This window comes from Aeromonas sp. 2692-1 (assembly GCF_013085505.1).
Taxonomy (GTDB): Bacteria; Pseudomonadota; Gammaproteobacteria; order Enterobacterales; family Aeromonadaceae; genus Aeromonas; species Aeromonas hydrophila.
In genome coordinates this window covers 1,680,001-1,693,366 of sequence record NZ_CP038513.1, presented here as the reverse complement: position 1 = coordinate 1,693,366, position 13,366 = coordinate 1,680,001, and the positions used below count along the sequence as shown (strand labels likewise).

Genomic DNA, 13,366 nt, shown 5'->3' with positions numbered 1-13,366 from the left:
GCGGGCAGGTTAGCAAAGAGTGCCGGACGGCCCAACCCCCCAGCGGGTGAGCACGCGACATGAGCGGGAAACCGCCACAATCCTGACCAATCGGAGTCATATGAATTTTTTCGCTTAGGTTTGCCAGTTTATTTTGTTTGTTATCCGGCACTTGGGTCACAGGATGGAATAAGCGACTGACCATCTCGACTCATTCAGGATAAAGCATGCCGTACAGCTACCTATCACATCTGCGTTGCAGCAAGACCGGCGAGATTGTGGATGCCGATCAGCCCCAGCAGCTGAGCCCGGTCGGCGCCCCCTTGCTGGCCAGCTACGACCTCGAGGCCCTGAAGCAGGCCTGGCATCCGGCCGCCCTGCTGGGGCGCCCCGCCAGCCTGTGGCGTTACCACGAGCTGCTGCCGGTGCGCGACCCCGCCCAGGTGGTCACCCTGGGGGAAGGCTTCACCCCGCTGTTGCCGCTGCCGCGCCTCGGCAAGCAGGTCGGCATTCCGGATCTCTGGATGAAGGATGAGAGCCTCACCCCCACCGGCTCCTTCAAGGCCCGCGGCGCCGCGGTCGGCGTCTCCCGCGCCCGCGAACTCGGTGTCACCCACTTCGCCATGCCCACCAACGGCAACGCCGGCGCGGCCTGGGCACTCTACGGCGCCCGTGCCGGCTTGCGCAGCACCATAGTCCAGCCGCAGGCGGCCCCCGCCATCACCCGGCTGGAGAGCGCCCTGGCCGGTGCCCGCCTCTACCTGGTGGACGGCCTCATCAGCGACGCCGGTCGCCAGGTGGCCGAGGCGGTGGCGCAGCAGGGGCTGTTTGATACCTCCACCCTCAAGGAGCCCTATCGCATCGAGGGCAAGAAGACCATGGGGTTTGAAATCGCCGAGCAGCTCGGCTGGACTCTGCCGGACGTGATCCTCTACCCCACCGGCGGCGGGGTCGGCCTCATCGGCATCTACAAGGCGCTGCGGGAGTTGCAGGAGCTGGGCTGGGTACAGGGGCCGCTGCCGCGTCTGGTGGCGGTGCAGGCGAGCGGCTGCGCCCCCATCGTCCAGGCCTGGCAGCAGGGGGAGCGCGAATCGCGCTTCTGGCCCGACTCCCAGACCCTGGCGTTCGGCATCAACGTGCCCAAGGCGCTGGGGGATTTTCTGGTGCTGGACGCCCTCTATCGCACCGAGGGCTGCGCCGTCGCGGTGGAAGATGGCGCCATCCAGCGCGAGCTGCGTCAGCTCGCCTCTCAGGAGGGCTGCTTCGTCTGCCCGGAAGGGGCGGCCGCCTTCGCCGCCGCCCGCCAGCTGCGGGAAGCGGGCTGGATCCAGGGAGGCGAACGGGTGGTGGTGCTCAACACCGGCGCCGGCATCAAGTACCCGGATGCCATCACGGTCGTGCCCCAGCGGCTGCGTCGCGACGGGAGGATCCCGGCATGAGCTTCGACTGGTCCTTTGTTCTCACCACCCTGCCGGCGTTCGGCCAATCGGTCTGGGTCACCTTGCAGCTCGGCGCCATCGTGCTCCTCACCTCGCTCGTCGTGGCGCTGCTCAATGTGACGCTGCAAAGCCTGCACAAGCCCTGGCTGAACGGGGTGATCCGCGCCTATGTGGAGCTGGCCCGCAACACGCCGCTCTTGATCCAGCTGTTCTTTCTCTACTTCGGGCTGCCTGCGCTCGGCCTGTCTCTGTCGGGCTTTGCCACGGCGGTGATCGCCATGACCTTCCTCGGCGGCGGCTACCTGACCGAGGCGCTGCGGGCGGGCATTCAGGCGATTCCCCCCAGCCAGCTGGAGGCGGGGCGAGCCATCGGTCTCTCCCGCTGGCAATTGCTGCGCCACGTCCAGCTGCCCCAGGCCTGGCTCGCCAGCCTGCCGGCGCTGTTTGCCAACTTCATCTTTCTGCTCAAAGAGACGACCGTGGCCTCGGCGGTGGCCGTGCCCGAGCTGCTCTACACCACCAAGAACTACATAGCCCTCTACTACAAGACCTACGAGATGCTGGCTGTGCTGACCCTGATGTGCGTGCTGATCTTCCTGCCGCTGTCCCTCGCCCTGCGGGTCGTTGAAAGGAGGCTGCAACATGGTCAGTTCGGTCACTGAGTTATCTGGACTGAGGCTGTCTTCGATGAGGGAGCAGATCGCCCCATCATCGTCATCACTCGCCCTGCGTGGATTGGAAAGGAGGGTTCAATATGGCCAGTCCGGTCACTGAGCAGCTGACGCAGGCGCTGCCGCTGCTGGCGGTGGGCGCGGGTCAGACCCTCGCCATCTCGCTGCTCGCCATCCTGTTCGCCACCCTGGGCGGGGTCGGTTACGGCGTGCTGGCCCAGCAGGGGGGAAGGCTGACTCGGGGAGTGTTGCGAGTCTATCTGGAGCTGTTTCGGGTGGTGCCCGTGCTGGTCTGGCTCTACCTCTTCTTCTTCGGGCTGCCGATCTTCTTTGGCCTGGACATCCCGGCCTTCTGGTGCGCCGTGCTGGTGCTGGCCCTGTGGGGCGCCAGCGAGGTGGGTGAAGTGGTGCGCGGTGGTCTCAACTCCCTCGCCCGCGGCCAGCAGGAGGCCGGCCTGGCGCTCGGGCTCTCCCGCTGGCAGCTCTATCGCCACGTGCTGCTGCCCCAGGCGCTGCAACGGCTGACGCCGCCGACCATCAACATCTACACCCGCATCATCAAGACCAGCTCGCTGGCGGTGCTGATCGGGGTGGTGGAGGTGATCAAGGTGGGCCAGCAGATCATCGAGCGTACCTATGGTTCGCTGCTCATCTACGGTCTGCTGTTCCTGTTCTTTTTTCTGGTCTGCTATCCGCTCTCGCTCGCCTCGCGCCGGCTGGAGCAACAATGGGGTAATGCTGTATGACACCTCTGCTTGAGCTCAATGCTGTCAGCAAACAATTCGGCCAAAACCGGGTACTGGACGAGGTCAGCCTCACGGTGAACGCCGGGGAAGTGATCGTCATCCTGGGGCCGAGCGGCTGCGGCAAGAGCACATTGCTGCGCACCCTCAACGGGCTCGAACCCATTCAGGGGGGCGAGATTCGCTTTGATGGAGAGCGGCTGGATGCCAGCACCGACTGGCAGCGACTGCGCCAGCGCATCGGCATGGTGTTCCAGAGCTATCACCTCTTCCCAAACCTGACGGTGCTGGAGAACGTGCTGCTCGGCCCCCTGCAGGTGCAGAAGCGGGAGCGGAAGGAGGCCCTGCTGCAGGCGGAACAGCTGCTGACCCGCATCGGCCTGTGGGAGCGACGTCACGACTATCCGCGCCAGCTCTCCGGCGGCCAGCAGCAGCGCATCGCCATCGTGCGGGCCCTGTGCATGAACCCCCAGGTGATGCTGTTTGACGAGGTGACCGCTGCGCTGGATCCCGAGATGGTGCAGGAGGTGCTGGAGGTGATCCGCGATCTCGCCGGCAGCGGCATGACCCTGCTCATCGTCACCCACGAGCTGGCGTTCGCCCAGGCGGTGGCCGATCGCATCGTCTTCATGGACGGCGGCCACATCCTGGAGCAGGCCGCCCCCCATCAATTTTTCGAGAACCCGCGCAGCCAGCGTGCCCGCCAGTTCCTCGCCAAGTTTTCTTATACCAATGTCATCAAACGAAAGGAGTCAGCATGAAAAAAATCACCTCGGTTCTGTTCAGCGCCCTGTTGGGACTGGGTCTCGCCAGCGGCGCCGCCCATGCGGCGGACGGTTCCCTCGACAAGATCAAGGCCCGCGACAAGCTCATCGTCGGCGTCTTCACCGACAAGCCCCCCTTCGGCTATGTGGACGAGAAGGGCAACTACGTCGGCTTTGACACCGACCTCGGTCGCCGTTTCGCCAAGGACCTGCTGGGGGACGAGAACAAGGTCGAGTTCGTGGCAGTGGAGCCCGCCAGCCGCATCCCTTTCCTGCAGAGCGACAAGGTGGATCTCATCCTCGCCAACATGACGGTGACCCCGGAGCGGCGGCAAGTGGTGGACTTCACCAACCCGAACCTGCGAGTGGCGGTGCAGGTGCTGGTGCCACAAGGGAGCCCGGCCAAGCAGCTCGACGACCTGGCCAGCAAGACCCTGATCGTCACCACCGGCACCACGGCCGACATCTGGCTGACCCGCAACCACCCGGACTGGAAGGTGCTCAAGTTCGAGAAGAATACCGAATCCCTGCAGGCGCTGGCCCAGGGCCGCGGTGACGCCTATGCCCAGGACAACCTGGTGCTCTTCAGCTGGGCCAAGGAGAACCCGGGCTATCGGGTGCTGCCCGAAAAGCTGGGCTCGGAAGACCCCATCGCGCCGGCGGTGAAGAAGGGCAATATCGAGCTGCGTGACTGGGTCAACGACCGCCTCGCCAAGCTGGGGGAAGAGAAGTACCTGCTGAAACTCTACGACCAGTATGTGCGCGACAAACTGAGCGCCGATACCGATCCCAACGACGTGATAGTGGAAGGAGGCAAGTGGCAGGGCTGAGCCTGCCAGAAGTGCTGAAAGTGTGATGTGTGTGAAATCTTGGTTCCGTTGGTCCGCAAACCGCAAGGTTTGACCTTTCAGGCGTCCCCCTCGGGTGGCGCCTTTTTTTCGCATGAGAAAAAGAACCGGGCCAGGGGCCCGGTTGAAAACCCGCGCAGAGCAGGCTGTGTCACGTCGATGACACGGTTCAGGCTGCCGGACTGGCACAGGGTGCCGTCCGGCCAACTCGCCAGGCCACCGAGGCGGGATGAGCCCTCGGCAGCGCCGGCGAATGGGGTGGCGCCGCAGGCGCCGAAGAGAGTGCCTACTCCCGCTCCAGTGCGTGGATGGGGTCCATCCGCGCCGCCCGCCGCGCCGGGAAGAAGCCAAACAGCACGCCGATCAGGCTCGAGCAGAAGAAGGCCATCAGCACGGCGTCCAGGGAGTAGCTCAGGGTGAACTGGCTGCTGAAGTGCTCGAACAAGACGCCGATCAGCAGGGAGAGCAGCACCCCGGCCACCCCGCCCAGCAGGCAGACCAGCACCGCCTCGATCAAGAACTGCTGCAGTATGTCGCTGGTTCTGGCCCCCACCGCCATCCGCACGCCGATCTCGCGGGTGCGCTCGCTCACCGACACCAGCATGATGTTCATCACCCCGATGCCGCCCACCACCAGGGAGATGAGCGCAATCATGGCGATCAAGAGGGTCAGGGTGGCATTGGTGCTGGTGATCGCCTGGCGGATGCTGTCGGTGTTGAGCACGAAGAAATCCTGAGCGCCGTGCCGTTCACGCAGCAAGCGGCTGATGCCATCCTCGGCGGCGGCCAGCGCCACCTCGTCCTGCACCCGCACGCTGATGCTGCGCAGGTGACTCTGGCCCAGCATCCGCGTCATGGCCGTGGTATGGGGGATCCAGACGTTGAGGTTCTCGTCGCTGCCAAAGCCGCTCTGGTTGCGGGCCACCACCCCGATCACCCGGCACGGCAGGCTACCCAGCAGGATCACCTGACCGAGCGGCGACTCCCCCGCACCGAACAGGCGCGCCAGGCTGTTCTCGTCGATCACCACCTCCTGCGCCAGTGTGGTCACGCTGGCGGTATCGAACAGCATGCCCTGCAGCAATCGGTAGCCGCGCACCTGGAAGAACTGCTCCCCCACCCCGTTCACCGAACCCAGCACCGCCTGGCTGCCCCGGCGCAGGGTGACGCTGGTGGCCAGACTGGGAGTCACGCTGTGCACATAGCCGAGCCCGGCGAGGGCCTCGGCATCCTCCACCCTGAGGGTCTGGACCGCCTCGGCCCGCCGATCACCGAAGCCGCTGCCGGGGAAGATCTCCAGGGTGCTGGTGCCCATGGCATTGATGTTGGCCAGCACCTGCTGCTGGGAACCGCGTCCCAGCGCCACCACCGACACCACGGCGGCGATGCCGATGATGATGCCGAGCATGGTGAGGAAGGTGCGCATGCGCTGGGCCTGCATGGCCAGCAGCGCCATCTTGAAGGCGGCGCCGAGCCTCCCGGCCAGAGCGCCGCATCCCTCGGTGTCGGTACGGGGAGTGGTTGGCGCAGGGGACGGCGGTGTCGGCTCACGACGACGGTCGGCCACCACCTCGCCATCTTTCAGCTCGATAATCCGCTCGGCCTGTTCGGCAATCGCCATGTCGTGGGTCACCAGCACCAGCGTGTGGCCCTGCCGATGGAGCGCGCCCAGGATGCCGAGCACCTCGGCTCCGCTCTGGCTGTCGAGGGCGCCGGTCGGCTCGTCCGCCAGGATCACCTGACCGCCATTGATGAGGGCGCGGGCAATGCTGACCCGTTGCTGCTGGCCGCCGGAGAGCTGGCTCGGCTTGTAGTCGAGCCGGCTGCCGAGCCCGAGCCGCTGCAGCAGGCTTTCGGCCCTCGCCTTGCGCGCATCGCCGGCCAACCCGGCATAGAGCGCAGGCAGCGCCACGTTGTCGCGGGCACTGAGATCCCCCAGCAGGTGGTAGCGCTGAAAGATGAAACCGAAGTGCTCGCGGCGCAGGGTTGCCAGCGCATCGGCCGTTAGCCGTCCCGTCTCCCGTCCGGCCACCCGATAGCTACCCTCGCTCGGCTGATCGAGGCAGCCCAGAATGTTGAGCAGGGTCGATTTGCCGGAGCCGGAGGCGCCGACGATCGCCACCATCTCGCCCCGCGCTATGGTCAGGTCGATCCCCTTGAGCACCTCGACGCGTCGCTCCCCGTCACCAAAATGGCGGCGGATCCCGCTCAGTTGCAACAGTGGTTCCCTCATGGTCACATCCCCATCGGTGGGCCCATTCGCCCGCTCTGCTGGCGCTGGGCCGTCAGCTGACTGACCACCACGGCCTCCCCGGCGGTCAACCCCGCCAGGATCTGGGCATCCACCTTGTTGTTGAGGCCCACCTTCACCGGCCGCCATTGGGGCTGGCCGGCATCATCCACCACCTGCACCCTGTCACCGCTCAGGGCGATGGCCGGGATCACCAGGGCGTTGCGCTCGGTCGCCAGCACTATGTGCACCTGGGCTGTCATGCCGATGCGCAGGGCCCGGTGTGGATTTTCCACCTCGAACAGACCATGGTAGTAGACGGCCGTGCTGGTCGAGCTGCTGCTGGTCGTGTCGTCGTTGATGGTGTCGGGGGCGGGCTCGATGGCGCGCAGACGGGCCTGGTAGCGCTGCTCGGGCGCCCCCAGCACGGTGAAATAGCTGGGCAGGCCGGCCTTCACCCTGATCACGTCCGCCTCCGAGATCTGCGCCTCCACCGTCATGGTGTCGAGCCGCGCCACCTTCACCATGGTCGGGGTGCTCTGCACCGCGTTGACCGTCTGCCCCTGCTCCACCGGGATCGCCACTATGGTGCCCGCCATGGGGGAGACGATGCGGGTATAACCCAGATTCACTCTGGCGGTGTCGACCGCGATATGGGCCTGCACCGCTTGCGCCGTCAGCGCCCGGATGTCGGCGCGGGTCGCCGTCAGGGTCGCCTCCGCGCTGTCGTAGTCGGCCTGGCTGCCCAATCCCCGATCCAGCACCTTGCGCTGGCGCTCGAAGACCAGCTGGTTGTTGCGCAGAGTTGCCCGGCGCGAGGCCAGCTGGGCCTGCACGTTGTCGAGGGCGGCTTCGGCATCCTTGAGGGCGTTCTGCTGGGTGAGATCGTCGATCTCGACCAGCAGATCGCCCTGCTTCACCTCGTCCCCCAGCGCCACGTGCAGCGCCTTGATCTGCCCCGACACCTGCGCCCCCACGCTCACCAGCTTCTGGGCCTGCAGGGTGCCGTCAGCCAGCACGCTCTGCTCCAGATCCCGCTGCTCGACCGGGGCTGTGATGTAAGAGGCGGTTGGTGCCGCAGTGGAAGGCAGCAGCAGCCAGCCGGCACCGATCAACACCAGGGCGGGCAGCAGCAGGCGAACAACGAGGAGACGGGCACGGGCCATCGCGGATATCCTTGGCTGAAACAGACCCGGGCAATCTACTCCAATGTCCGGTTAAGCCTCTTGCAGGGCAGTGTAAGGATTGCGTAAAAGCAGCTGCCAGGCGGAGACGGACACGGGAAAATGGCGCCAACCCGAGACGGAGAAGAGCGATGAAGATCCTGCTGGTGGACGATGATCTGGAGCTTGGCACCATGCTGAGCGAATACCTGAGCGGCGAAGGCTTTGCCACCACCCACGTGCTGACTGGCAAGAGCGGCGTGCAGCACGCCCTCTCCGGCAACTATGCCGCCGTGGTGCTCGACATCATGCTGCCCGATCTGAATGGCAGCGAGGTGCTGCGCCACATCCGCCGCGACAGCCGGATCCCCGTCATCATGCTCACCGCCAAGGGAGACAACATCGATCGGGTGATCGGGCTGGAGATGGGAGCCGATGATTATGTGCCCAAGCCCTGCTACCCGCGGGAACTGGTGGCCAGGCTGAGGGCCGTGCTGCGCCGGGTCGAGCCTGCCCCCGCCCATCCAGGCAAAGAGCAGGGTCTGCGCCTTGGCGAGCTGGTGCTCTCCCCCGCCAGCCGTCAGTGTCACTGGCAGGCGCAGCCGCTGGAGTTGACCGCCACCGAGTTCAACCTGCTGGAACTGCTGCTGCACTCGCCGGAGCGGGTGGTCAGCAAAGATGAGCTCTCCCTGCACGGGCTTGGCCGCCCGCGCGAGCCCTATGATCGCAGCGTCGACGTGCACATCTGCAATATCCGCCAGAAGCTGCAAGCCCTGGCGGGCGAAGCCGTCGGCATCGAGACGGTGCGAAGCATAGGATACCGGCTGGCATGATCCTCAAGGGGCGCCTGTTCTGGAAGATCCTGTTCGGCTTCTGGTTCACCATCATCATGATGAGCCAGCTGCTGTGGGTGGCGTTCAGCCTCTATCGCCACGAAGGGCCGCCGGAGCAGCGGATGGCAAATCAGCTGGCCGAGCGTCAGCTAACCACCGCTGCCAGCCTGTTGCAGCGGCTGGGACCGGCTGCAGTTGCGGCCCTGCAGGCCAGCTGGCCGGCCCGGGAGCGAAGGCTGCTGCAGCTTGAACCGGTCGCAGCAGAGCCATCCACAACACAGGGTGGCCGCATCCTGCTGGGAGCCGATGGCCGGCACTACCGGCTCGACTACGACAGTACCGGCCTGCAGCAGTTGCTGGCACCACCCCAGCCCCGCCGCAACTGGCTCAACATGCCGCCCCCCATGTGGTGGATCGGCGGGCTTGGCGGTCTCTTCTTCAGCGCCCTGCTCGCCTGGCACCTGACCCGCCCCATGAACCGCTTCCGGCAGGGATTCGAGCGCCTCGCCCAGGGGGATCTGGCAGTGCGCCTCTACCCCGCCATGCGGCGGCGCCACGACGAGATCAGCGATGCGGCCCACGACTTCGATGCCATGGCTGAGCGGCTGCAACTGCTGGTGGAGAGTCGCGAGCAGCTGCTGCACGACGTCTCCCACGAGCTGCGCTCCCCCCTTGCCAGGTTGCAGCTGGCCATCGGCCTGGCCCAGCAGGATCCGGCCAGGATCGAGGGATCCCTCGAGCGGATCCAGCTCGAGACCCAGCGCATGGACAAGATGATCGGCGAACTGCTGACCCTCACCCGCGCCGGCCATGGCGAGCGGGACGGCGAGGAGTATTACGATCTGCAGGGGCTGGTCGACGCCGTGGTGAGCGATGCCCGCTACGAGGCGCAGCACATGGGAGTCGAGATCAAAACCTGGGTGGATGAGCCCCTGGAATACACAGTCTGCGGACAGGCGGAGCTGATCCGCCGGGCCCTCGACAACGTGCTGCGCAATGCCCTGCGCTTCTCGCAAGCAGGCCAGACCATTCGCCTGACCCTGATGCGGCAGGGCGATGAGTTCATCGTCGAGGTAGCGGATCAGGGGATGGGGGTGGATGAGAGCAAGCTCTCCAGCATCTTCGATCCCTTCGTGCGGATCGGTTCCCCCGCAGCGGGCAAGGGTTATGGGCTGGGCCTTGCCATCACCCGCAAGGCGATCCAGGCCCAGGGCGGACGGGTCGACGCCAGAAACGGCGAAGAGGGCGGCCTGATCGTCACCCTCCACTTGCCGGGCTAGCTGCTCCGCCCTGTCATCACTGCTATCGGTTAGCCCCGCAGCCGCTGCAACTGACTGATGGCGGCTCCGGTAGAGCGAAAGGCGAACTCGGCAGGGGCAATGCCGGCCAGCTTGCGCCACTCGCAGGCGGCCACATCGTCGGCCGCCACCACCAAAGGCTTGTCTGCCAACTCCAGCAGAAAGACGGTGTCGCAGGTGTGATAGGTCACCTCGTCATAGGGATAGACGTTGGCATAGGAGCCCAGGTAGCGCGGCGACTCCCCCGTCAGATCCAGTCCCAGTTCCTCCTTGAGCTCCCTCACCAAGGCTTCCTCCAGCGATTCGCCGGGATCGACGAAGCCACCCGGCAGATCCAGCAAGCCCCGGCCGGGATCCCGGGCCCGCACCGCGACCAGCAGCTCGTCCTGCCAGCACAGCGCCACCATCACGGCCGACGCCACATTCTGGAAATAGTGAAAACCGCAGCCACAGGCAAACTCTTTCTCACTGCGCTGTTGCAGCGATCCGGAACCACAACGCGGACAAAACATAGGGGACTCCCATCTGACACCAAAGGCGCATTGTATGCCGAACTCCCTCCCTGATGGAAAGCCTAGAGGCACAACACCCATGACGTGATAAATCAGCGGGATATAGAAGAGGGGGAGAGGTAATACTGAGGGAATCAAGCGAAAAAAAGCCCAGTCGTTAGACTGGGCTTCTTATAGTAGTGGCGGAGCGGACGGGGAGACAGACAGAGTCCGGCTCAAGCACAAAGGACCACAGACAGGGACCGAGTTGTCAGTGGCAAGTCGCAGACCTCCCTGTGGTCCTTTGTTTCCTTATTTCATTCGCCAAAACCAGATAGCAAAAAGGCCTTCCCATCAGGGAAGGCCTTTCAAATTAGTGGCGGAGCGGACGGGACTCGAACCCGCGACCCCCGGCGTGACAGGCCGGTATTCTAACCGACTGAACTACCGCTCCGCTGTCTGGTTAGCTTTTTGCTAAATTGTCTGCCGCTTCAATGAGGTGTCATCCTCTCGGCCAACGTCGTGATGTGCACGGCGCTGTTTAATTGGGTGCCTGGCAGTGTCCTACTCTCGCATGGCGAATGCCACACTACCATCGGCGCTACCGCGTTTCACTTCTGAGTTCGGCATGGGTTCAGGTGGTTCCACGGCGCTATGGCCGCCAGGCAAATTCTTCAATCTAAGAAAGCTGATTTTGTTGTTCGTTCTCGGTATCTGCTACAAGCCTTAGAACACTTCTTGGGTGTTGTATGGTTAAGCCTCACGGGTAATTAGTATGGGTTAGCTCAACACGTCGCCGCGCTTACACACCCCACCTATCAACGTTGTGGTCTCCAACGGCCCTTTAGGACCCTCAAGGGGTCAGGGATGACTCATCTCAGGGCTCGCTTCCCGCTTAGATGCTTTCAGCGGTTATCGATTCCGAACTTAGCTACCGGGCAGTGCCACTGGCGTGACAACCCGAACACCAGAGGTTCGTTCACTCCGGTCCTCTCGTACTAGGAGCAACTCCCTTCAATCATCCAACGCCCACGGCAGATAGGGACCGAACTGTCTCACGACGTTCTGAACCCAGCTCGCGTACCACTTTAAATGGCGAACAGCCATACCCTTGGGACCGACTTCAGCCCCAGGATGTGATGAGCCGACATCGAGGTGCCAAACACCGCCGTCGATATGAACTCTTGGGCGGTATCAGCCTGTTATCCCCGGAGTACCTTTTATCCGTTGAGCGATGGCCCTTCCATTCAGAACCACCGGATCACTATGACCTACTTTCGTACCTGCTCGACCTGTCCGTCTCGCAGTTAAGCTGGCTTATGCCATTGCACTAACCTCCTGATGTCCGACCAGGATTAGCCAACCTTCGTGCTCCTCCGTTACTCTTTGGGAGGAGACCGCCCCAGTCAAACTACCCACCAGGCACTGTCCGCGACCCAGATTCATGGGCCTGCGTTAGAACATCAAACATACAAGGGTGGTATTTCAAGGACGGCTCCAGCGCAACTGGCGTCACGCCTTCAAAGCCTCCCACCTATCCTACACATGTAGGTTCAATGTTCAGTGCCAAGCTGTAGTAAAGGTTCACGGGGTCTTTCCGTCTAGCCGCGGGTACACCGCATCTTCACGGCGAATTCGATTTCACTGAGTCTCGGGTGGAGACAGCATGGCCATGGTTACACCATTCGTGCAGGTCGGAACTTACCCGACAAGGAATTTCGCTACCTTAGGACCGTTATAGTTACGGCCGCCGTTTACCGGGGCTTCGATCAAGAGCTTCGCTTGCGCTAACCCCATCAATTAACCTTCCGGCACCGGGCAGGTGTCACACCCTATACGTCCACTTTCGTGTTTGCAGAGTGCTGTGTTTTTGATAAACAGTCCCAGCCATCTGGTCACTGCGACTCCCAACTGCTCCATCCGCAAGGGACTTCACTGTCAAGAGCGAACCTTCTCCCGAAGTTACGGTTCTATTTTGCCTAGTTCCTTCACCCGAGTTCTCTCAAGCGCCTTGGTATTCTCTACCCGACCACCTGTGTCGGTTTGGGGTACGATGACTTGTAATCTGAAGCTTAGAGGCTTTTCCTGGAAGCAGGGCATCAATGGCTTCCGCACCGTAGTGCGTTCGTCTCGTGTCTCAGTGTTGTGTCTCCGGATTTGCCTAGAAACACCACCTACGCACTTTCACCAGGACAACCGTCGCCTGGCCCACCTAGCCTTCTCCGTCCCCCCATCGCAATTACAAGTCGTGCAGGAATATTAACCTGCTTCCCATCGACTACGCCTTTCGGCCTCGCCTTAGGGGTCGACTCACCCTGCCCCGATTAACGTTGGACAGGAACCCTTGGTCTTCCGGCGAGGAGGCTTTTCACCCCCTTTATCGTTACTTACGTCAGCATTCGCACTTCTGATATCTCCAGCATGCCTCTCGACACACCTTCGCAGACTTACAGAACGCTCCCCTACCACTCACGCTTAGCGTGAATCCGCGGCTTCGGTGCCTGGTTTGAGCCCCGTTACATCTTCCGCGCAGGCCGACTCGACTAGTGAGCTATTACGCTTTCTTTAAATGATGGCTGCTTCTAAGCCAACATCCTAGCTGTCTGAGCCTTCCCACATCGTTTCCCACTTAACCAGAACTTTGGGACCTTAGCCGGCGGTCTGGGTTGTTTCCCTCTTCACGACGGACGTTAGCACCCGCCGTGTGTCTCCCGGATATTACTTACTGGTATTCGGAGTTTGCATGGGGTTGGTAAGTCGGGATGACCCCCTAGCCCAAACAGTGCTCTACCCCCAGTAGTATTCGTCCGAGGCGCTACCTAAATAGCTTTCGGGGAGAACCAGCTATCTCCGAGTTTGATTGGCCTTTCACCCCCAGCCACAGGTCATCCCCTAACTTTGCAACGT

The 13,366-nt window shown here is 63.2% G+C and carries 10 protein-coding genes, 1 tRNA gene and 2 rRNA genes (1 of these 13 cut by a window edge); 7 read left to right on the top strand and 6 right to left on the bottom strand.

What is annotated here, in order from left to right:
- Positions 1 to 206: 206 nt before the first annotated feature.
- From E5E97_RS08325 to E5E97_RS08305, 5 genes are all read left to right on the top strand, one after another.
- The gene (locus tag E5E97_RS08325; RefSeq protein ID WP_118881886.1) at positions 207 to 1,418 is read left to right on the top strand and encodes a threonine synthase; all 1,212 of its coding nucleotides are present in this window, start codon (positions 207 to 209) and stop codon (positions 1,416 to 1,418) included.
- A complete protein-coding gene (locus E5E97_RS08320; protein WP_118881887.1) occupies positions 1,415 to 2,080 on the top strand; it encodes an amino acid ABC transporter permease in 666 nt (221 codons plus the stop codon). Before E5E97_RS08325 ends, E5E97_RS08320 begins: the two co-directional genes overlap by 4 nt.
- A 92-nt stretch (positions 2,081 to 2,172) precedes the next feature.
- Entirely contained in the window at positions 2,173 to 2,835 is a 663-nt protein-coding gene (locus E5E97_RS08315; RefSeq protein WP_161646621.1) for an amino acid ABC transporter permease, read from the top strand.
- The gene (locus E5E97_RS08310; RefSeq protein ID WP_118881889.1) at positions 2,832 to 3,593 is read left to right on the top strand and encodes an amino acid ABC transporter ATP-binding protein; all 762 of its coding nucleotides are present in this window, start codon (positions 2,832 to 2,834) and stop codon (positions 3,591 to 3,593) included. Before E5E97_RS08315 ends, E5E97_RS08310 begins: the two co-directional genes overlap by 4 nt.
- Positions 3,590 to 4,426 (top strand): transporter substrate-binding domain-containing protein, encoded by an 837-nt coding sequence (locus E5E97_RS08305; RefSeq protein WP_011704713.1) that lies wholly within the window; start codon positions 3,590 to 3,592, stop codon positions 4,424 to 4,426. Before E5E97_RS08310 ends, E5E97_RS08305 begins: the two co-directional genes overlap by 4 nt.
- Positions 4,427 to 4,730: 304 nt before the next feature.
- Here the strand turns inward: E5E97_RS08305 and E5E97_RS08300 are convergent, their stop codons facing one another.
- Both E5E97_RS08300 and E5E97_RS08295 read right to left on the bottom strand, forming a co-directional pair.
- Positions 4,731 to 6,677 (bottom strand): MacB family efflux pump subunit, encoded by a 1,947-nt coding sequence (locus E5E97_RS08300; protein WP_171280151.1) that lies wholly within the window; start codon positions 6,675 to 6,677, stop codon positions 4,731 to 4,733.
- A gap of 2 nt (positions 6,678 to 6,679) precedes the next feature.
- Positions 6,680 to 7,840, bottom strand: a complete 1,161-nt coding sequence (locus tag E5E97_RS08295; RefSeq protein ID WP_118881891.1) for an efflux RND transporter periplasmic adaptor subunit — start codon at positions 7,838 to 7,840, stop codon at positions 6,680 to 6,682.
- 149 nt (positions 7,841 to 7,989) lie between these two features.
- Between E5E97_RS08295 and E5E97_RS08290 the strand changes: the two genes are divergently transcribed.
- A complete protein-coding gene (locus tag E5E97_RS08290) occupies positions 7,990 to 8,670 on the top strand; it encodes a response regulator transcription factor (RefSeq protein WP_118881892.1) in 681 nt (226 codons plus the stop codon).
- Positions 8,667 to 9,950, top strand: a complete 1,284-nt coding sequence (locus E5E97_RS08285; protein WP_162902027.1) for an ATP-binding protein — start codon at positions 8,667 to 8,669, stop codon at positions 9,948 to 9,950. Before E5E97_RS08290 ends, E5E97_RS08285 begins: the two co-directional genes overlap by 4 nt.
- A 29-nt stretch (positions 9,951 to 9,979) precedes the next feature.
- Here E5E97_RS08285 and E5E97_RS08280 read toward each other — a convergent pair whose 3' ends face one another.
- The 4 genes from E5E97_RS08280 to E5E97_RS08265 form a co-directional block, all read right to left on the bottom strand.
- Positions 9,980 to 10,480 carry an NUDIX domain-containing protein gene (locus E5E97_RS08280; RefSeq protein ID WP_118881893.1) on the bottom strand — a complete coding sequence of 167 codons (501 nt, stop codon included), beginning with the start codon at positions 10,478 to 10,480 and terminating at the stop codon, positions 9,980 to 9,982.
- A gap of 356 nt (positions 10,481 to 10,836) precedes the next feature.
- Positions 10,837 to 10,913: transfer RNA gene (locus E5E97_RS08275), tRNA-Asp, on the bottom strand.
- 97 nt (positions 10,914 to 11,010) lie between these two features.
- Positions 11,011 to 11,125, bottom strand: a 5S ribosomal RNA gene (gene rrf, locus E5E97_RS08270).
- Positions 11,126 to 11,208: 83 nt separating this feature from the next.
- Positions 11,209 to 13,366, bottom strand: a 23S ribosomal RNA gene (locus E5E97_RS08265); it runs 731 nt beyond the window's last position.